20 protein-coding genes are annotated in these 19,070 nt (G+C 33.7%); 6 read left to right on the forward strand and 14 right to left on the reverse strand.

Features of this window, described 5'->3' with window-relative positions; genetic code table 11:
- The first annotated feature begins 15 nt into the window (after positions 1-15).
- Positions 16-303, forward strand: a complete 288-nt coding sequence (locus ACTIEI_RS11700) for a hypothetical protein (protein WP_439506474.1) — start codon at positions 16-18, stop codon at positions 301-303.
- The gene (locus ACTIEI_RS11705) at positions 300-1,082 is read left to right on the forward strand and encodes a queuosine precursor transporter (protein WP_439506475.1); all 783 of its coding nucleotides are present in this window, start codon (positions 300-302) and stop codon (positions 1,080-1,082) included. Before ACTIEI_RS11700 ends, ACTIEI_RS11705 begins: the two co-directional genes overlap by 4 nt.
- Positions 1,083-1,089: 7 nt before the next feature.
- On the opposite strand, the gene ACTIEI_RS11710 is transcribed toward ACTIEI_RS11705, so the two are convergent.
- Positions 1,090-1,608 (reverse strand): hypothetical protein, encoded by a 519-nt coding sequence (locus ACTIEI_RS11710; RefSeq protein WP_439506476.1) that lies wholly within the window; start codon positions 1,606-1,608, stop codon positions 1,090-1,092.
- A 110-nt stretch (positions 1,609-1,718) separates the two neighbouring features.
- On the opposite strand from ACTIEI_RS11710, the gene ACTIEI_RS11715 reads away from it, so the two are divergent.
- Positions 1,719-2,309, forward strand: a complete 591-nt coding sequence (locus ACTIEI_RS11715) for a TrmH family RNA methyltransferase (RefSeq protein ID WP_439506477.1) — start codon at positions 1,719-1,721, stop codon at positions 2,307-2,309.
- Here ACTIEI_RS11715 and ACTIEI_RS11720 read toward each other — a convergent pair.
- The 7 genes from ACTIEI_RS11720 to miaB form a co-directional block, all read right to left on the reverse strand.
- Positions 2,298-3,248, reverse strand: a complete 951-nt coding sequence (locus ACTIEI_RS11720; protein ID WP_439506478.1) for a YihY/virulence factor BrkB family protein — start codon at positions 3,246-3,248, stop codon at positions 2,298-2,300. The two genes, ACTIEI_RS11715 and ACTIEI_RS11720, sit on opposite strands and share 12 nt — an antisense overlap.
- A gap of 1 nt (position 3,249) precedes the next feature.
- Positions 3,250-4,329: an endolytic transglycosylase MltG gene (gene mltG, locus ACTIEI_RS11725; protein WP_439506479.1), complete on the reverse strand. Its 1,080-nt coding sequence runs from the start codon at positions 4,327-4,329 to the stop codon at positions 3,250-3,252.
- Positions 4,330-4,393: 64 nt separating this feature from the next.
- Positions 4,394-4,753, reverse strand: coding sequence for a preprotein translocase subunit SecG (gene secG, locus ACTIEI_RS11730; protein WP_439506480.1), 360 nt, complete (start codon positions 4,751-4,753; stop codon positions 4,394-4,396).
- A gap of 1 nt (position 4,754) precedes the next feature.
- Positions 4,755-5,945: a hypothetical protein gene (locus ACTIEI_RS11735; RefSeq protein ID WP_439506481.1), complete on the reverse strand. Its 1,191-nt coding sequence runs from the start codon at positions 5,943-5,945 to the stop codon at positions 4,755-4,757.
- A gap of 21 nt (positions 5,946-5,966) precedes the next feature.
- Positions 5,967-6,491, reverse strand: coding sequence for an LPS assembly lipoprotein LptE (gene lptE / locus ACTIEI_RS11740; protein WP_439506482.1), 525 nt, complete (start codon positions 6,489-6,491; stop codon positions 5,967-5,969).
- Positions 6,475-7,764, reverse strand: a complete 1,290-nt coding sequence (locus ACTIEI_RS11745) for a sigma-54 interaction domain-containing protein (protein WP_439506483.1) — start codon at positions 7,762-7,764, stop codon at positions 6,475-6,477. Before ACTIEI_RS11745 ends, lptE begins: the two co-directional genes overlap by 17 nt.
- Before the next feature lie 10 nt (positions 7,765-7,774).
- Positions 7,775-9,202 carry a tRNA (N6-isopentenyl adenosine(37)-C2)-methylthiotransferase MiaB gene (gene miaB / locus ACTIEI_RS11750; protein WP_439506484.1) on the reverse strand — a complete coding sequence of 476 codons (1,428 nt, stop codon included), beginning with the start codon at positions 9,200-9,202 and terminating at the stop codon, positions 7,775-7,777.
- Between the two features lie 115 nt (positions 9,203-9,317).
- On the opposite strand from miaB, the gene ACTIEI_RS11755 reads away from it, so the two are divergent.
- Positions 9,318-10,268 carry a DUF3078 domain-containing protein gene (locus ACTIEI_RS11755; protein WP_439506485.1) on the forward strand — a complete coding sequence of 317 codons (951 nt, stop codon included), beginning with the start codon at positions 9,318-9,320 and terminating at the stop codon, positions 10,266-10,268.
- Here the strand turns inward: ACTIEI_RS11755 and ACTIEI_RS11760 are convergent.
- A complete protein-coding gene (locus tag ACTIEI_RS11760) occupies positions 10,265-11,386 on the reverse strand; it encodes a 5-(carboxyamino)imidazole ribonucleotide synthase (RefSeq protein WP_439506486.1) in 1,122 nt (373 codons plus the stop codon). The genes ACTIEI_RS11755 and ACTIEI_RS11760 overlap by 4 nt on opposite strands.
- Positions 11,387-11,554: 168 nt before the next feature.
- Between ACTIEI_RS11760 and hppD the strand changes: the two genes are divergently transcribed.
- Positions 11,555-12,688, forward strand: a complete 1,134-nt coding sequence (gene hppD, locus ACTIEI_RS11765; protein WP_439506487.1) for a 4-hydroxyphenylpyruvate dioxygenase — start codon at positions 11,555-11,557, stop codon at positions 12,686-12,688.
- Positions 12,689-12,737: 49 nt separating this feature from the next.
- Here hppD and ACTIEI_RS11770 read toward each other — a convergent pair whose 3' ends face one another.
- From ACTIEI_RS11770 to ACTIEI_RS11785, 4 genes are read right to left on the reverse strand one after another with little or no spacing between them, the layout of a single operon-like run.
- A complete protein-coding gene (locus ACTIEI_RS11770) occupies positions 12,738-14,387 on the reverse strand; it encodes a Na/Pi cotransporter family protein (protein WP_439506488.1) in 1,650 nt (549 codons plus the stop codon).
- Between the two features lie 9 nt (positions 14,388-14,396).
- Positions 14,397-14,963 (reverse strand): PepSY domain-containing protein, encoded by a 567-nt coding sequence (locus ACTIEI_RS11775; RefSeq protein ID WP_439506489.1) that lies wholly within the window; start codon positions 14,961-14,963, stop codon positions 14,397-14,399.
- 7 nt (positions 14,964-14,970) lie between these two features.
- On the reverse strand, positions 14,971-15,507 hold the full coding sequence (locus tag ACTIEI_RS11780; RefSeq protein WP_439506490.1) for a GNAT family N-acetyltransferase: 537 nt from the start codon (positions 15,505-15,507) through the stop codon (positions 14,971-14,973).
- 1 nt (position 15,508) lies between these two features.
- Positions 15,509-16,687 carry a chloride channel protein gene (locus tag ACTIEI_RS11785; RefSeq protein ID WP_439506491.1) on the reverse strand — a complete coding sequence of 393 codons (1,179 nt, stop codon included), beginning with the start codon at positions 16,685-16,687 and terminating at the stop codon, positions 15,509-15,511.
- A 50-nt stretch (positions 16,688-16,737) separates the two neighbouring features.
- Between ACTIEI_RS11785 and ACTIEI_RS11790 the strand changes: the two genes are divergently transcribed.
- Positions 16,738-16,968 carry a YdcH family protein gene (locus ACTIEI_RS11790; RefSeq protein ID WP_439506492.1) on the forward strand — a complete coding sequence of 77 codons (231 nt, stop codon included), beginning with the start codon at positions 16,738-16,740 and terminating at the stop codon, positions 16,966-16,968.
- A 2-nt stretch (positions 16,969-16,970) separates the two neighbouring features.
- Here the strand turns inward: ACTIEI_RS11790 and ACTIEI_RS11795 are convergent, their stop codons facing one another.
- The gene (locus ACTIEI_RS11795; protein WP_439506493.1) at positions 16,971-19,019 is read right to left on the reverse strand and encodes a tetratricopeptide repeat-containing sensor histidine kinase; all 2,049 of its coding nucleotides are present in this window, start codon (positions 19,017-19,019) and stop codon (positions 16,971-16,973) included.
- Between the last annotated feature and the right edge of the window lie 51 nt (positions 19,020-19,070).

Raw genomic sequence — 19,070 nt, forward strand, 5'->3', positions numbered from 1 at the left:
TAATAACTTTATGCTATGAGACCACTTTTATTTGCCACAAGAATGGCTTTTATCTGTAATATTTTATTTATTTTATGTTTAGTGATTCAACGTACCTACGATTTCATTCCAATTAAAGAAATAAGTTCAATGGTATTGCTTTTGGGGTGGATTGTAGCCCCCATCCAGAATATAGTAGCGAACATATGGTATGGGTTGGTGTTAGTTAGTAAATCAACCATTCGATTACCTAGGTGGATAGCCGTTTTTAATCTATGCTTGTTGATTATTCAAATGTTTGTGTACCTAATACTGCCTTCGTGATAACTAAAATACTCAACGACAAACCCACAAAACTTTTTTTGGGTATTACTGCTTTTTTCGTTGCAAATGCTTTGATTGCTGAGTGTATTGGGGGCAAAATATTTTCTCTTGAAAAAATTTTTGGCATTGCGCCTTTCAATTTATCACTGTTTGGACAGTCTGGATTGGCCTTTAATTTAACCTGTGGGGTGCTATTATGGCCACTAGAGTTTGTAATAACCGATATCGTAAATGAATATTATGGCCCTAAATCGGTAAAGCGAATCAGTTATACCGCCGTTGTATTAATATTATATGCGTTTGTAATGTTTTATGCTGCTATGGAAATTCCACCTGCAGATTTTTGGGTAAGTTCCGGTACAGATAAAGGGATACCCAATATGCAATTGGCATTTGGTGGTATTTTTGGTCAAGGCATGTGGATTATTGTAGGAAGTCTAACTGCATTTTTAGTGAGCCAATTGGTTGATGTGACTGTTTTTCATAAAATTAAAAAAGCCACAGGTGAAAAATGGGTTTGGTTAAGAGCAACTGGTTCAACTATGGTTTCCCAAATGGTGGACAGCTTTGTTGTGTTGTTTATCGCTTTTAAGATTGGAAATGGATGGAGTTGGCAGTTGGTTCTAGCAATTGGGGTAGTGAATTATATTTATAAGTTTACTATGGCAATCTTATTAACGCCATTAATTTATTTCATTGAGCGAAAGATAGAAAATTATGTAGGAAAGGAGAATGCCCAAAAAATGAAAAGAGAAGCAATGGGTTTAGCAAATGAATAGAATTTAGCTAAGCTCGATCTAACTGATTAATCATATAATCGTAGTGCTCTTTTTCTTGTACTTTTTTGGTATGACGATGCCTAATTAATACACTTATTCCATAGATCAGATAGAAAGCTTGTACGTAGATTAATAGTTGAAGCACTCCTAGCGCCATAGTGTTATAATACATCCATTTTTTATAAGCTGGTAATTCACCTGCATGATAAATCCATTTTAAATTAATGGGTTGAGTGTAGGTAAAAATCAACAATATGATGGTAGTCAACAAACAAGTAAAGAAAATATGCGCCCAAGAAGAGAAAAAATTCCTTAAGTCTAAGTCCCTAAGTACAGAGTGCATGATAAATGGAATGGCAACAATAGTAACGCAAATGGTAATGATATTACTAAAAGAGAAAATGTAAACCTCGTTGTCAACAAATAATAATACTTTTTCGCTGTACGCTGCATAATTCGCCAACAATCCGAAAAGGATCGGTGCAAACCAAAGTAAATTTTCAGCACGTACAACTCTTGATGACATAATAAAGTATAAATTGCTCTCAAAAATATATCAATAATTCTAGACTAAATTGCACATTTAGTTCACAATCGCTATTATTGAATCAAAATACAAACCTGTTTGTAGCAGTTATGACACCTTCAAGAGCTGAAAAAATTAATCAAGTATTAAGTAAGCGCCAATCAGGACTTACTGTAGTGATGGAGAATGTTCATGATCCCCATAATATATATGCGGTGATGAGAACTTGCGACGCAGTTGGAATTCAAGATATATATGTGCTTAATACAGAATTGCCTAGGGAAGGTTATTTTGGAATAAAAAGCAGTAGTAGTGCCAATAAATGGCTAACAATTCATCAATTTGATAATGTACAATCTTGTTTTTCTGCTTTGAGGGAAAAATATGATCTAATATATACTACCTATTTGGGTGAAACTAGTAAATCTGTTTATGAGATTGATTTTACCCAAAGGGTAGCATTGGTCTTTGGTAATGAACATAAAGGAGTTTCATATGAAGCCCAGGCCCTGTCAGACGGAAACTTTATTATTCCACAAGTTGGTATGATTCCTAGCTTAAATATTTCAGTAGCATGTGCAGTAGCTATTTATGAAGCATTTAGACAAAGGAAGCAAGCGGGTATGTATGATGAGTTAGCTAAACCACATCCTGACAATGATTCTATAAAAGCTATATGGGCTAGTTTTTCAGCTGTTTAATTGTTGTATTTTTTTCCTTTCAATAGCATGTTTAGTTAGATAAGTAATACTTACGTTTAACTCAAACCCAATTAATAAAATTAGTGAATTGATATAGGCCAATACCATCAAGATCATTACTGTTCCAATTGAGCCATAAACTTTGTTGTAACTACCAAAATTGTTCACCCAGTAAGAAAATAATAAAGTGGTACTTAAAATTAAAGTTGTTGCCAATAATGAACCTGGTGAAATTAATTTCCACCTTATTTTAACTGATGGGGCATATTTATAAATAAATGCAATTCCATAGAAGAACAGGCCAATAATAACTATCCACCGAATACTATTGATCCAATAAAGTGCCGATTTTTTTAGTCCCAAAATTTTACCAATAAAAATACTCAATTGCTCTTGTCCAAGTAAAATAAGGGTTGAAGCAATTAATAGTAATACAATTATTGATGTAAGTTGAATTGCTTTCCATCTTTGATGAAGAAAAAATCTTTTGTGCTCCATGATAGAGCGATCAAAAGTAATAATCAAAGACATCATCGCATTGGATGCATAATAAACAACTAATATAAATCCAAAGGAAAAAATTCCAATACTCCTTTGCATCAAATCGTCCATTAAGTTTTCAATAAAACGATAAGTACTAGAGTTAGGGCTAATATCCTTAAATAGAGATAGCATTTGCTGCTTAATATTCAAAAATTCTGGGAAATAGGGGAGGATGGAAAATAAGAATAAAATGGTTGCAGGTAAAGCCATGATTAAGTTAAATGAAATAGCTGCTGCTCGCTCATTTAAGCCAATCTTATTGACTTGTTTAATAAAAAATACCACTACATCATAAAGCGGAATACCCTGAAATCCAGGTATATAAAGCACTTTACTTTTTTTAATGATAAAAGTAATAGGCGGCCAATTTAAAATAATTCTTTCCAGTTTAGTCATGCTACCTTTTTTCGGCTGCTTTTTTCAGCATGTATTCATCCAGTTTTTTTTGATATTCTCTTGCCTTAGAATTATGCTCTTCATAATTATTACTAAAATGATGAAAACCACTAAAATCACTTTTTGCTACAAAATAAATATAGTCTGTTTTAGGGGCATCTAATACAATATCAATGGTTTTAGGAGAAGGAGTACATATTGGCCCAGGTGGTAGCCCTTTTACTCGGTAGGTATTATAAGGGGAAGGATTATTCAAATATTTCTCATAAATCCGAGTAATGGTAAAATCATTCATTGCATATTTAATCGTTGGGCATGCTTGTAAGGGCATTTGTTTTTTTAATCGATTGATATAAACACTAGCAATTTTATACTTGTCGCTATCATAATTTGTTTCTTCATCAACAATCGAAGCTAAAATATACACTTGCTCAGGAGTCATTTCTAAAGCAGCAGCTTTCTGTAAACGATTATTTCGGCTCCAAAATTTGATCGACTCGGTTCTTAATTTCTCTAAAATTGATTTGACGGAAGCATCTGAATAATAACTATACGTATTAGGAATGATTTTAGTAAATAGATAGCCTGTATCTGTATTTAAGGCTGCTAATGAATCATTTGAATTTAGAAACTGCATAACCAATGATGAATCAGTCATAAATTGTTTGCTAATTAGTTTGGCTAATTCTCCTCTTGTTCTAACACGATTAATCACCAATTTCACTTCTGCTAACCTACCATTTTTGAGCATTCTTACAATATCAATGATACTTTGCCCTTTTTTTATTTCATATCTGCCAGGTTTCATTTTGTCCCATATATTAAAAGGGGCGCCTGCAATTCCAAGTAAACTATTAAATTTCAATATACCTGCGTCATCAAACACTTTTAAAACATCAGGCTTCTGTGTTTTATCTTTTTCAATGACAATCATTCTACTTTTTTCGTCGAATGCAGTCGCTGGGAGTGCAAATAAAATATATCCAATCAATGCAATTAATATAATAGATATAAATAGTCCAATTAGTGGTCTTTTGAACTGATTGCTTGATTTTTGATGGGTTTGTTTTTTTCGAGCCATATCGTAAAGTAAATAAAAAACCCTGTCTTTTAAAAAGACAGGGTTCAAAATCAATTGAATTTATTTATTTTTTTGATGTATCAGTTTTAGCTGGAACAGTTGCAGCAGGAGTTTGTTGAGTTCCTGTTGCAGCAGGTGCAGGACTTGTTGTGGTAGTGTTTATTTTCTGTAATATCTCAGTATCAACATCTGCGGATCCACCCTTTAAGAATAGAGTAGAAAACAAAGCCAATAAAGCAATAATAGCAGCAAATATCCATGTACCTTTCTCTAATACATCGGTAGTTTGTTTAACGCCCATTAGTTGGTTACTGATTCCCCCCACATTTCCGGCTAAACCGCCGCCTTTGGGATTTTGAATAAGAACCATAAATGCTAAACCTACAGCAGCAATCACAATCAGAACCAAAAACAGATAAATCATTTTAAATACCTTTTAAATGTTGAATTTTGTCTGCAAAATAAGCGGTTTTTTCAGGATTAGAGAAACTTAATTTGATATAAAGTTGAATTGCCTTATCAATTTGCCCTTGTTTAGCTAAAACTTCCGCCATCGTTTCAGTTAAAATTTCCCTTGATTCATTTGAAATTAGGGCAGTTTCGGCCACTTTTTTCTCTTGTTCAGGACTAGTTCCAAGATCTTCAGGGTTAGGATTGTGATTTTTCATATCCTTTAACCAGTCTGTAAATCTTCGCAATTTGGTAGTTAATTTATCTTGTGGGATTTTACTTAAATCAATTTGAATACCCTGAGAAGCAAAATAATCAATCGTGTGTAGCTTTGTTTCTATTGATTCAATAGTTAAATCTGCTTCTTTTTCAATAGGTTTTTTAAATTCAGCTAACTGATTAGATAAAATACTTGCAATTTTTGCATCACTTTTATCTTGATCAGGGTGTGTGGTTCTACTTACCACTTCTTCTTCATTATAATCCTGAATGGGGGTCAAGCTAACTGGGGCTGTGTCAGCATAGATCTTGGGTGGTTCAGCTTTAGGTAATTCAGGTGTTGATTGATGAGATTCTTCCGCATTGATAGTGCTAAAAACCGGATCAAATGGTTCTGTAGATTGAATGTCTGGTAATGTATAATCTACAGGTTCAGAAGGATTATTGTCTCTGATTACTGGTATAATTGTTCCAGGTGCGTCAATAGAATCAATTCCTTTCATCAATTCTCTTACAGATTCAATTGTAGGAACAGAAATATCTGGATTAGGAAGTTCTGGAGCTTTAAAAGAGGTTTCAGCTGATTCTAACGTTTCCTCAATTTTTGGCAGATTAATCATTTCATCCCATTCAAGATCCTTTTGTCTTATTGAGCGTAATAAGGCGGTGTCTAATTCTTGTTTAGGAGCTTGATCTATCCCTGGATCTTTTAGTGATTCAAGTTGAAATTGGAGCCAATAAGGGTTGGTAAAGTAAAGTGCTGTTTTTATTGACTGCGATCCTACTAAGGGATGATCTTCTTTTTTTAGTTTAGCAGCAAATAAATATTGGCCAGGAGAAAAAAATGGATAATCCTTTACCAATTTCTCGATTTCTTCCATTTTTATAGAAGAGAGGTCTGCGTTTCCAGTTAAGTGAATTAATGCTTTTTCCTGCGTAAACTTCATAAAAATAAATATACAACTCTATTACCAGTTATTAAAAATACGATTGAAGATTTCATCCGTTAAATTTCGAACCACTTCTTCTAATAATTGCCCTTCAGCTTGCTGCAGCGTTAAGTTTGCAGAGAAATCAAAGCTTCTTGAAACATCAAATTCGTCCACTTTATTTTCCAAGGTTTTTCTCAATACAATATGTACCGTAACAGTTAATCTGTTGGTACTTGCCTGTTGAGCAGATACACCAACTGTTTGACTTGGATCGTAATTAGTAATAGCCCCACTAATTACATAATCAGCATCATCATTATTGGTTCTAGTTAATTTTGTTTGGTTGGTTATTTTAGACTGAAGTTTGTCGGTCAATTTTGGACTAAGTTGAGGATTAATATACCTCGCTTTATTTTCTATAAAACCAATTTTTACCGTTTTAACATTAGTAGGAATAACGGCATCATTAAATTTATAAACAAAACAACCCGCAAATAAAAGGTTGATTGAAAGAAAAAAAAACGCTAGTCTAAAAACATTTATTCTATTCGTCAATATCATATTCTTTTAATTTTCGGTATAATGTTCGTTCGCTAATCCCTAAATCAAGTGATGCATCTTTTCTTTTGCCCCTGTGTTTTTTAAGTGCTTTAACAATCAGTTCTTTTTCCTTGTCCATAATATTCAATGACTCTTCTACCTCTTCATGCATTTGTATGTCTTCATTATGAAGAATTACTGGTACTGATCCAATATTATTTTGAGCAGGAAGTAAATTACTTTGACTGTTATTTGAAATGTTGTTATTGCTATTAGTACTGATAACAGAAGTATCAGTGATGTTGCTTGAATAATCATTTAATATTGATTCCTTAGTGAAATTTGCCGCAGCTCCCGCTAATGAAGGATTTTGCAAAATTTCTACAAACATTTTCTTTAATTCTGTCACATCTTTTTTCATATCAAAAAAAAGTTTGTACAAAATCTCTCTCTCATTTGCAAATTCCCCTGAAGTAGTGCTGTTCCCTGCTAACATGGGCATTCGGTTTCCCTTCTTTTCAGGAAGAAAAATGCGCATTTCTTTTCCTGAGACCATATTAGAAGCGCTAAGAACAGAAATCTGTTCGGCAATATTTTTTAACTCTCTAATATTTCCCGGCCAGGGATATTGAATCAAGAGCTGTTTAGCTTCTTCATCCAATTGAACAGGTGTTGTTTTGTATCGTTCAGCAAAATCAACAACAAATTTCCTGAATAACAATAAAATATCTTCTTTTCGATCTCTTAGTGAGGAAACCCTGATTGGAACTGTGCTTAAGCGATAATATAAATCCTCTCTGAATTTACCTTTTTGAGTAAATTCTAATAACTCTCTATTGGTCGCTGCAATAACTCTTACATCCGTTTTTTGTACTTTAGAACTACCTACCCGTATAAATTCACCAGTTTCTAAAACCCTTAATAGCCTTGCTTGAGTACCCAATGGCATTTCGCCAATTTCATCCATAAATAGGGTACCTCCATTTACTGTTTCGAAGTATCCTTTTCTGCTGTCAACAGCACCAGTAAAAGCACCTTTTTCGTGTCCAAATAATTCAGAGTCTATGGTCCCTTCAGGAATTGCTCCACAATTCACCGCAATAAAGGGATTATGTTTTCTTGATGATAGCGCATGAATTATTTGTGAAAATACCTCTTTACCCACCCCGCTTTCACCAACAATTAAAACAGTCAAATCGGTAGCGGCAACTTGAACTGCAGTATTGAGTGCATGATTCAAGGCAGGTGAATTCCCGATGATGCCGAACCGATTTTTAATACTTTGTAAATCCATGAATAATGGTTTAAGGATGATCTACGATTGTACCTAATAAAGTAGCCCTAGTGCAATCATGAATTTTAATCCACACATAATCTCCTGGCTTTTGATTTTCAGCACTTTTGGGAAAAACAGTTATTTTGTTTTGACTGGTTCTGCCAGTCCAATCGTTTACGTCTCTTTTGGAATGACTTTCAATCAAAACTTTGAAAGTTTTACCAATATCTTTTAAATTACTTTTAGTAGACAATTCCCCCTGTTTGTCTACAATTTCTTGTAAACGTCGTTTTTTATCTTCCAAAGGAACATCATCTGTAAAGCGTCTTGCAGCTAATGTGCCTGGTCGCTCACTATAAAAATACATATAGCTCATATCAAAGCCACAATAGTCCATTAGTGTTAAAGTATCTTGGTGTTCTTCTTCCGTCTCTGTACAAAATCCTGCAATCATATCAGAAGTTAATCCGCAATCAGGTAAAATCTCTCTGATTCTATCCACTTTAGCTAGATACCACTCTCTAGAATAAGTTCTATTCATTAATTGTAAAACCCTTGTATTCCCACTTTGAACGGGTAAATGAATGCATTTGCAAATATTTTCATATTTAGCCATAGTGAATAGGACGTCATCCGTAATGTCTTTGGGGTGTGAAGTACTAAATCGTACCCTTAGATTGGGGCTTACTAATGCAGCTAATTCTAATAAATTAGCAAATGTAACGGCTTCATTTGTAGTGTCGTTTATCCAATGGTAACTGTCTACATTTTGCCCCAATAAAGTAATCTCTTTATACCCCTGATCTACCAATGATTTTATTTCAGCAATGATTGATTCAGAAGATCTACTTCTTTCACGGCCTCTAGTAAAAGGTACCACACAAAAGCTACACATATTGTTACACCCTCTAGTAATGGAAACAAATGCAGTAATGCCATTACTGTTAAGTCTAATTGGAGCAATATCTCCGTATGTTTCGTCCCTACTTAATAATACATTCACTCCTTTTTGACCTGTAGACGCTTCTTTAATTAAGGCAGGAAGCGATCTATAAGCATCAGGACCAATTACAAGGTCTACCAATTTCTCTTGTTCTAACAATTGTGCTTTTAATCGTTCTGCCATACAACCCAGTACACCAATCAATATACCAGGCCTTGTTCGCTTTATTTTCCTAAACTCGGTTAAGCGTTTACGTATTGTTTGTTCTGCTTTTTCCCTAATTGAGCAGGTATTGATTAAAATAAGGTCTGCAATTTCAAAATTGGGGGTGGCGCTGAATTCACTTTCTTGTAAAATTGATGCAACAACTTCACTATCCGAAAAATTCATTGCACAGCCATAACTTTCTATGTAAAATTTTTTCCCATGCATTATCGGGCTGATTTCAGTCTGAAAAGCCTCACCCTGTCTAGCTTCGTCGTGTTTTTTATCTAATAATGCTGCAAGTTCCATCCTTCATTGATTAAGCTGTAAAGGTACAGATTATCCTTGATTTATGCCAGTTTGTCAGCAATAAAACAATAAAATTACTAGGGGTTTGTTATATTTGAGATTGAAAAATGTACGCATGAAGAAAATTTTCCTGTGGTTAACCATTTTGTTAACAACCGGATTTATTGTGAATGGTCAGGATAATGTGGTGCAGGCCCTAAAAAGAGAGATCAATCGAACAATAAAAAAGGACAATGATACAACAGGTTGGAATTGGAAACGAGGGGGACTGTTTAGCTTCAATTTGGCCCAAGGTTCGTTAAGTAATTGGGCTTCGGGGGGAGATAATTTTTCATTAACCGCCAATGGTTACATGAATTATTTCATTTTATATAAGAATAACAGACATTTTTGGGATAATTCAGTGGATATCAATTTGGGATATATCCAAAGTACCAGTTTAGGGAGTAGAAAGAATGATGATCGTATTGACTATTTAAGTAAGTATGGCTATAAAATGGATTCTTTAGGAAAATGGTATGTCTCAACTTTAGTCAATTTTAGGTCCCAGTTTTTTGATGGATACACATTCAATAACAATATTCCAACATTTACCTCTTCCTTACTGTCGCCTGCTTATATTATTTTATCTGCTGGGCTTGATTATAAACCAGATCCTTACCTTTCAATTTTCATTTCTCCGCTAACCTCAAGATGGATTGTATTAGCGAACAAAGCTTTATCAGATAGGGGTGGTTATGGGGTTCCAGCAGGTGCTGGAAATTTCAATGAAATAGGGTCTTTTATTACGCTTAATTATAGCAATACTATTGCTAAAAACATCACTTATAAGGGCAAAATGGATTTGTTTTCTAATTATCAGAATAGGCCACAGAATGTAGACTTGTTTATGACGAATTTATTCTCTTTTAAAATTAATAAATTCTTTTCTGCAACATATAGTTTAGACCTTATTTACGACGATGATGTGAGACTCTTTGGACCTTCAAAAAAATCTCCAGGTCTACAAACCAAAAGTTTAATAGGGATAGGTTTTTTAAAACCACTGAATACCAAAAAAAGCTAATCTGTAATCACTTTTAATATATGTTTAATTTTGTTCGCTTTATGAGTTAAGTCTTGATAATCCTTATGCATAATGGTAACATGACCCATTTTCCTGCCAGGTTTTGTTTGTAATTTTCCATACAAATGAACAAATGCATTATCCGTTTTTAAAACTTCTTCTAATCCCTGATAAATCGCCTTACCACTATGGCCCTCTTCACCAATTATATTAACAATAGCTGCTGGGAGAATTGGGGCTGTATTTCCCAAGGGGTATTGTAAGATAATTCTCCATAGCATATCATATTGGCTGCAATAATTTGCTTCAATTGTATGATGTCCACTGTTATGAACACGAGGAGCAGTTTCATTTACCCAAACTTCATCATCCTGATCAATGAACATTTCAACAGCAAAAAGCCCTGGACTATTAAGTGCTTTTACCAATTTGATTGCAATTGCTTCAACAATCCATAGTGTCTTTTCGGCAATGAGTGCTGGACTAATTTGATAATCTAATAAATTCAGAGCAGGGTTTACCATCATTTCTGAAGCGGGAAATAGAGCAGTATCTCCTTTGTCGTTCATGGCAACAATCAGTGCTATTTCTTTTTTTATGTTCACTTTTTTTTCTAAAACACTCGCCGCTTGAAAAGCTTTATCTAAGTCGTACTCATTATTCAATACCTGTACTCCCTTGCCATCATAACCACCCTCTCCAATTTTATGAACAGCGGGTAAAAAATGGAGGTGATTCAATAGCTCTTCTTTTGATGAAGTGACAATGAATTCACTGCTTGGGATACCTTTATCCTTGTAAAATTGTTTTTGAACAATTTTATTTTTAATTGTGCGGATGGCTGAAGGGTGTGGGTAAATCTTTACGCCTTCTGCTTGTAATTTTTCTAAAGCATCAACGTTAACAGATTCAATTTCAATAGTTATTGCATCTAACCCTTGCCCAAACTGATAAACAGTATCAAAATCAGTAATGTCACCCTTGGTAAAATGATGACAAAGATGTGCGGAAGGGCATTGGTCGTCATTTTCTAATACAAAGGTTTCCACTGTATAATTAGCAGCAGTTTGAAGTAACATGCGGCCTAATTGACCACCTCCTAGAATTCCAACTTTCATAAGGACAAAGATAACTAAATTTGCCTCGATGTTACCAGACTATCCACATAAACGATTTAGTGATCATAGGATTGAATATTATCTATTGATTGAAGCATTAACTATCAGTCATTGAGTTTTGCTCAATTTCAAAAGCGTATTTTTTTTCAATTTTAAATTTCGTTATATATGAATAGTTCTTCTGCAATACCTGTAAATGCAATGATTAAACAAGGTGATTTTTTACCTCTCCATGGTACTGATTATGTTGAGTTTTATGTTGGGAATGCCAAGCAAGCGGCACATTTTTATAAAACTGCTTTTGGTTTCCAGAGTTTAGCTTATGCTGGACCCGAAACCGGTATCAAAGACAAAGTAAGTTATGTGGTTAGGCAAAATAAATTGACATTCGTATTTACCACTCCTTTAAGGGCTGGTAATGCAATTGCCGATCATATTTACAAACATGGAGATGGTGTCAAAAACCTTGCATTAATGGTTGATGATGCAGCTGACGCTTGGTTTCAAACAACTAGTCGTGGAGCTGTTTCAGATTTAGAGCCAATTAAACTTTCTGATGATCATGGAGAAGCTGTAGTGAGTGGGATTAAAACTTATGGGGATACGGTACACTTATTTATTGAACGTAAAAATTATCAAGGTGTTTTTCTGCCGGGGTTCAGAAAATGGGAGTCAACTTACAACCCCAAAAGTACTGGGCTACTTTATGTAGATCATTGTGTAGGTAATGTAGGATGGAACCAAATGAATAAATGGGTTTCTTTTTATGAGGATGTGCTGGGCTTTAAAAATATTTTAAGCTTTGATGATAATGATATCTCTACCGAATATTCTGCCCTGATGAGTAAAGTGATGAGTAATGGGAATGGATTTGTTAAATTCCCTATTAATGAACCTGCAGAAGGAAAGAAGAAGTCGCAAGTAGAAGAATACCTCGATTTCTATGATGGAGAAGGATGTCAACATGTGGCGTTAGCTACAAGTGATATTGTTGCAACGGTGACTGAATTACAAAATAGGGGCATTGAGTTTTTGAAAGTACCTAATTCCTATTACGATGATTTAATTAGCAGAGTGGGTAAAATTGATGAAGACCTTGAACCATTGAAAGAATTAGGCATATTAGTAGATAGAGATGATGAAGGTTATTTACTGCAAATATTTAGTAAGCCTGTTGAGGATAGACCTACTTTGTTTTTTGAAATTATTCAACGTAAGGGAGCAAAGAGTTTTGGTAAAGGGAATTTTAAAGCTTTATTTGAAGCATTAGAAAGAGAGCAAGACTTAAGAGGAAATTTATAATAGTTTTTGAACTTTAGTAAGTCTCGGTTATTGGTTTAGCCGAGCCTTATTACCCATTTATGCCTTTATAATCTTTTACAGCAAGTGCTAATGCTTTGCAGGAAGAATATAATTCTCTGTTTAGGTTAAATAGGGTTGAAATGTCTTTTTCTTTTAGCACATTTTGGCCAGCATGAAAATAAAAATGATTAATTCTTTTATCAAAATCAATTTTATTTTTTTCAAGTAAATCATCAATAGTTTCTAACCCATTGCTGCCATCTCGATAAGTAAAAGACAAATATAATTCTTTGTAGAAATCGCTTAATTCTTTTTGGAATTGATGATACATTTCATACTTCACTTCATTTATAGAATTACTAAATTCTGTTTTATCAGGATAAATATCTTTCATCCCTTTTGCTGAGTACATTGCATTTCTTAATGCCTCAATCAGTTGATTGATTTTGATCATCTCATCTGATTGAGGCATTTGTGCAATAACCTTTGCGTAATAAGACAAAATTTCGCCTTCTGTTTCTTTTAATAGTTGATATTGATTAGATAAATTGAGTGAATCATTTCGAGGATGTTGTTTCAGATATATATGCTCAAATTCACTATTAATTAGCCAATCGGGTTTAATATGAAAGGTTTCTAAGTTAAAGCGAATTACATTTTCTATATAAAGTCCTACTTCTTTTTTCAACATATCTGTTATTGTTGAAGGTATTTCTATGCTAGCACTTTGTATGAAATGGGTAAGATTTTTTTCTTTCTCCTTAAATTGGTGATCTAAAAAATTGCCATATTTATTCAAGAAGAAATAAATTAACAATACACCAGCTACATTAATAAATGTTTGAAAAGCGACAAGTATTAGAATGGGGTCTTTGATTAAAATAGTGCCTGAAATAAATTGGATAATTGGATTAATAAAAATGAAACCCGCAGCTGAAGTAAGTATATTAAATAAACTATTTCCTAATGCAACTCTTTTTTTAGCGGCATTACCTCCAATTGCACCAAGAATCAATTTAACTGTAGTGCCCAATTCTGCCCCAAGAACAATGGCAATGGCTGTTTCTATCGGAATAATATGCGCATATAAGGCAGTTAATACTACTACCACTGTAGCTGAGCTTGTTTGAACGATGGCAGTAATGATAAACCCTATTAATAGGAATGCAATTCTAGGATAATTTAAGTACGGAGTAAAATCAAATTGAGTCATCAATGCATCCATACTTTGTTTCATAAACTGAAGGCCTAGAAACAACATGCCCAATCCCATGCAAAAGAGCGCAATCCTATAAATATTTTTTTTGTGACTAAATATAATTAGGCTAATTCCTGATATTCCAATTAAAGGAAGTGTTATATTATTTAGCTCTACTTTAAATCCGAGCATTGCTACCAACCAGCTATTGAATGTGCCACCAATATTTGCTCCTAAAACTACCGCCATTGCATTCCGCATTGATAGAATTCCAGCTCCTACAAAAGAGAGTACCATTAAATTCACTATTGAACTGCTTTGTAAAATAGCGGTAACAAAAGTGCCACTTAAAATGGCCCTGAATTGATGCTTGGTGTTTTTCTGCAGAAACAATTTGAAGGATCTTCCTTCCATTTGCTTCAAAGAATCTTCTAAATGAAACATTCCATATAGAAAAAATCCAAGGCCTGCAATAAGCATCCAAATATCTGTTGTTGACATGTTGTTAATTTACGATTGCTTTCTCATACGTTTTGGGCCATACCAAAGCCAAAATCCAGTAATGGTGAATACTACTAAGGCAATACCCATTATGGTAGTGTATACCAACTTGAAATAGCCATCCCATCCTAAATAAAAATCAATAATCGATCCGTCATGAATTTTCTCAATATAATCTGCACGTCTTCTTTCAATGTGTAAAATATTGCTATTACTTCCATCTAATTGTAATCCAGTAAAATGATTGGCAAAAGTGAATTTGACCATCCCTTTTTCTTTTCTGATATCAATTCTATCAATTTCTATAGACAAATCTTTTGAAACGGAATCTTTTAAAAATGTACATGCTTTCTGATATAAACTGTCAATGCTCAACCAATCTTTCAAGTTAGTAGAAGTTCCTTTATAAGATTTTGCCATGATTACTCCGCTACTGTTTTTTTTCCAGCCTAATAAGCTTCCTGTTATTGCAACAATAAAAAAGAAAATGAATAAAGCTGCACCAGTAATTCGATGTAGTTTTCTGAAATTGCGTAAGATTTTGGCTTGTGATTGTCTATTAGTTGCTTCTTTCATTTTTTATCTATAACTTAACTTTATTCCAATTACTATGGTTAATTTGGTATTGAAAATTTAATCTATCAGGTTCTCCATAATAGGGCATTAATAGCTCACCTAACTTAATTGCACCCAATTTTTCCATTGCTTTTTGAGAACGTATATTTTCGGCACCAACAAAAAAATGAATCGTACTTACTTTTTCAAGTGCATAATTAATCATTAGTTCTTTGGTAGATTGATTATATGGTTTGCCCCAACAACTTCTAGCATAAAAAGTATATCCAATTTCAATTTTACTATTTAATTCATCGTAATTGCAAAAACGACTACTTCCAATTGCTTCTTTTGAGATTGCATCTAAAATCAGGAAAGCGCCCTTGGATAAAATGGCTCCTTCAAAAAAGTTTTTAAAAACGGGTAATTGATACCTGTTTTTATTTGGATGCTGTTCCCAAATAAGTGGGTCTGATGCAACTTGGTAAAGTTGATCAAAATGATCAGCCCTTAAAGGCACTAGTTGAACAAAATCATTTTTTAAAAAATCAGGTTGCCAGTTCATTTTATTCGGGTTGATAAATTGATTTTTTTCCAGAAATAAAGCTAGCTATAATGCAAATGATAAAAGCATAAATAAGGTATTCTTTTCCAAATAGCTCATAAGCAAGAAATGCTGCCGAAATGGGTGTTTTTGTAGCGGAGCCAAATAAGGCAATCATTCCCATGCCTGCTAAGAAAGAAATAGGCAATGGAAGAATGATGGATAGTATACTTCCTAGTGTTGCACCAATAAAAAACAATGGAGTTACTTCTCCTCCCTTAAAGCCTATCGATATGGATAGGATGGTCAGCAACATTTTTAATATGAAATCAGTAGGAGAAGCTGTCAAAGAAAATGCGTTCAAAATGCTAGGGACTCCTAGTCCAATAAAATCAAAAAGCTGTCCTGAAAAAACAATGGTAGTAATGAATGATCCACCTAATACTGCTCTCCAAAGTTCATTGGGGAACAATTTGGTTACCATTTTAGTAGTTAATTCTGAACTTCTCTTAAATATAAATGCAATGATTCCAAAAGCTATAGCAGCAATTAATAAATACACACTATTGATAAAAGTTAAGCTGGGGATTTTCGTAATGGAGAAAAAACTGTGTTTGATTCCCCACCATAGTGTACACTGGTCAGCTAAAAATGCACTAATAAATGTAGGGATAAGAGATCGATGGTAAGCTATTGGTTTGCCAGTGAACTCTAATGCAAAAAATACACCCGCAAGTGGAGTTCCAAATACGGCGGCAAAACCTGCTGCTACTGCCGCTTTGAGTAAAATGATTCTCTCAGAAGGACTTAGTTTAAATGGTTTGGTTAATTGGTCAGAAAGTCCTGCAGACAATTGTAATGCAGTCCCCTCTCTGCCAACAGAAGCCCCAAATAAATGCGCTACTAAAGTAGTAATAAAAATAAGAGGAGCCAATAACCAATCAAGTATTGGTTTGGTTGGCTGTTTAATTGATTCATATATTAGTCTATTACCCCTAGCAGATTTTTTGCCAATGTTTTGGTACAGTAATACAGTAAACAAACCAGCAATTGGCAAAAAGACGATTAGCCAAGTATTATTGTTTCTTAAATCTGTAATCCAATCTAATAAAATCAAAAAAAGAGCAGAAGTTGAGCCAGCAACAAAAGCCACAAGTAAACATAAAATACTCCATTTGAGTAAAGAACTGATTTTTATCATTTTATTTTACTAGTAGGTTGGATAACTTTAAGTATTAAAAATACAACATAATGGAAAAACACGACTTGCACCATGAATTCCCTGAATTCGATGCCAAAATTTCAGAACTCAAAGTGGCAGATGCCCATTTTAAAAAGCTCTCCGATGAGTATGATGAAGTAAATCACGCCGTACATCGTATTGAGTCAGGAGCAGAGCATGCAGCCGATGAAGCACTAACGTCTTTGAGGAAGAAACGACTTCATTTAAAAGATGAATTATACGCGATGTTAACCCAATAGCATTAAGACAAGGGTAGTTCTACTGTAAATAGACTACCCTTGCCTTCTTGGCTTTGAACCCTTATAGTGCCATCATGTGCTTCTACAATACGTTGGCAAATATTCAATCCTAAGCCGTAAGACTTTTCACCTTCTGTTCCTTTTCTTTTTCCTGATTTTGAAATATTAAATATCTCAGGAAGTATTTTTTCAGGTATTCCTATACCATTGTCGGAGACTTCAATCAATAATTTATTGTTGCTTATTTTTGCAGAAAGGATAATCGTAGTGCCTTTCTTGCTGAACTTTATTGAATTTGTTACTAGATTGAATACTACCCGTTTCATTTTTTCTGGGTTCAACATAACGGAACTGTCCGTTTCTGGTAATTCAACTACTAAGGTTTGATTCTTTTCTTTTGCTTTTAATGCTAATATAGCCGCACAGTCATCAATAAATTCATTCAATAAAGTGGGTTCTTTTTCTATATTCTTATTACTAATATCAGCAGTTGCCATAATTTCTGCAATCAGTGTTAAAGAACTATTACAAGAAGACTTTATCATTTCAAGGTATTCTAGTTTTTGTGCTTCATTATCTTCAGACATAATAATTTCTACCATTGTAGGAATTGATGCTACAGGAGTTCTTAAATCGTGGGCAACTAATTTCAAAATACTGTCCTTTTCGGAAATCGTCTTTTGTAAGGCGCTCATGGCTATTTCTAGCTGTTCATTTTGAACATTAACGGTTTCATTTAATTCTTTTAGTTTGGCAATATGCTTTTTAGAATGAAGCCAATTTCGTCCAAGAATGATACTTAATAGTATAATTAAGAAAAGGATGATAATAGCGGATATCAGATAGGTTCTAGCGACTTCATTTTCATGTTGTGCAACATGAAGTTGGTTTTGCTGTTCTAATAACTCTAGTTGCTTATTGATATCTACTTCATAAATACGTTTATTTAATTTTTCATCTTCTTCTTGTAATAGTTGATATTTAGATAGATGTAGGTAAGCCTTTTCTTTATTATTCAATAATTGGTAATATTCCCAGGAAAGCTTATTCCATTTCATTTCACCTTTTTGGTTAGGCAATTCATCCATTGATTTCCTTATTTCTGCTAAGGACTTGCCAAGCTGGTCTATTTTTTTTTGATCAGCATATAGCTCAGCTAATTTTAAGTAGCTGAATTGCGCATCAAAAGTTTCTCTTCCTGAGTGCAAATTTATAGCGATACTTTTTTTATAGTTATTTTCGGCTTCTTCAATATTTCCTCTTTTCTTAAATATATCTCCCATATTCCCATATACAACCCCCTTTGCCATTTCATCATAAAAAAAAGTACTAGTATCTGCTTGCTGATGTGTAGTTATGTAATCGAGTGTTTTATTGTAATAGGTTAATGCACTGTCATAATTCCCTTGCATATAAAAACCTAGTGCTATATTGTTTTTTAATTCTTGTTTCCGATAATAATTAGAAAACAATTTACCCTTTTCACATAAGTTAGCTTCAGATAAGCTTTGTTGGAAATTTTCTGTCGCTTCTTTGAATTTACGTTGTTTAAATAGAATCATGCCTACTCGATAGCTGTATTCTTTTAGTGCGCAATAATTTTTGTTAGTAGAATGAAATTCTCTTGCTTTAAAATAAAAAGTGTAGGCTTCATTAAACTGATTGTTAGCATACATGGCATCCCCATTGGTATAGTATGCATAGGTGTATGCGTTTGGGTATTTCTGCGGGTCTTTATCCTTTAGAATATAGAGCATTGAATCTGCATATAATTTTGCGGAGTCAGGTTTCTGTAAATGGTAACAATAAATTCCAGATTTATAAGCGTAAACCTGAATTTGCTGTTTAAGATCAAGCTTTTTCCCTTTGAGTATCGAATCTATAAAAATGAGCTCACTTCTTTTAGTTGTATTTTGTTGCCTACTTATTTGATTTAATGCCGTATCAACAAAGCTCTCTTTATCATTCCAATCTACGTTTTTTTCATTGGTTGAACAGCTAATAAGTAGAATTAAGAGGAATATACTTATGAGTTTTGTAAATATTTTCATCGTGATAATATTACACTTTATTTACTAAAGCAGGAACTGTCGATTTTAACA

This window comes from Sediminibacterium sp. (genome assembly GCF_051860225.1).
GTDB lineage: Bacteria > Bacteroidota > Bacteroidia > Chitinophagales > Chitinophagaceae > Sediminibacterium.

Coding starts and splice junctions, on each gene's coding strand:
- ACTIEI_RS11700 (WP_439506474.1), top strand. CDS start 16: ATGAGACCACTTTTATTTGCCACAAGAATGGCTTTTATCTGTAATATT.
- ACTIEI_RS11710 (WP_439506476.1), bottom strand. CDS start 1,608: ATGTCATCAAGAGTTGTACGTGCTGAAAATTTACTTTGGTTTGCACCG.
- ACTIEI_RS11715 (WP_439506477.1), top strand. CDS start 1,719: ATGACACCTTCAAGAGCTGAAAAAATTAATCAAGTATTAAGTAAGCGC.
- ACTIEI_RS11720 (WP_439506478.1), bottom strand. CDS start 3,248: ATGACTAAACTGGAAAGAATTATTTTAAATTGGCCGCCTATTACTTTT.
- mltG (WP_439506479.1), bottom strand. CDS start 4,329: ATGGCTCGAAAAAAACAAACCCATCAAAAATCAAGCAATCAGTTCAAA.
- secG (WP_439506480.1), bottom strand. CDS start 4,753: ATGATTTATCTGTTTTTGGTTCTGATTGTGATTGCTGCTGTAGGTTTA.
- ACTIEI_RS11735 (WP_439506481.1), bottom strand. CDS start 5,945: ATGAAGTTTACGCAGGAAAAAGCATTAATTCACTTAACTGGAAACGCA.
- lptE (WP_439506482.1), bottom strand. CDS start 6,491: ATGATATTGACGAATAGAATAAATGTTTTTAGACTAGCGTTTTTTTTT.
- ACTIEI_RS11745 (WP_439506483.1), bottom strand. CDS start 7,764: ATGGATTTACAAAGTATTAAAAATCGGTTCGGCATCATCGGGAATTCA.
- miaB (WP_439506484.1), bottom strand. CDS start 9,202: ATGGAACTTGCAGCATTATTAGATAAAAAACACGACGAAGCTAGACAG.
- ACTIEI_RS11755 (WP_439506485.1), top strand. CDS start 9,318: ATGAAGAAAATTTTCCTGTGGTTAACCATTTTGTTAACAACCGGATTT.
- ACTIEI_RS11760 (WP_439506486.1), bottom strand. CDS start 11,386: ATGAAAGTTGGAATTCTAGGAGGTGGTCAATTAGGCCGCATGTTACTT.
- hppD (WP_439506487.1), top strand. CDS start 11,555: ATGAATAGTTCTTCTGCAATACCTGTAAATGCAATGATTAAACAAGGT.
- ACTIEI_RS11770 (WP_439506488.1), bottom strand. CDS start 14,387: ATGTCAACAACAGATATTTGGATGCTTATTGCAGGCCTTGGATTTTTT.
- ACTIEI_RS11775 (WP_439506489.1), bottom strand. CDS start 14,963: ATGAAAGAAGCAACTAATAGACAATCACAAGCCAAAATCTTACGCAAT.
- ACTIEI_RS11780 (WP_439506490.1), bottom strand. CDS start 15,507: ATGAACTGGCAACCTGATTTTTTAAAAAATGATTTTGTTCAACTAGTG.
- ACTIEI_RS11785 (WP_439506491.1), bottom strand. CDS start 16,687: ATGATAAAAATCAGTTCTTTACTCAAATGGAGTATTTTATGTTTACTT.
- ACTIEI_RS11790 (WP_439506492.1), top strand. CDS start 16,738: ATGGAAAAACACGACTTGCACCATGAATTCCCTGAATTCGATGCCAAA.
- ACTIEI_RS11795 (WP_439506493.1), bottom strand. CDS start 19,019: ATGAAAATATTTACAAAACTCATAAGTATATTCCTCTTAATTCTACTT.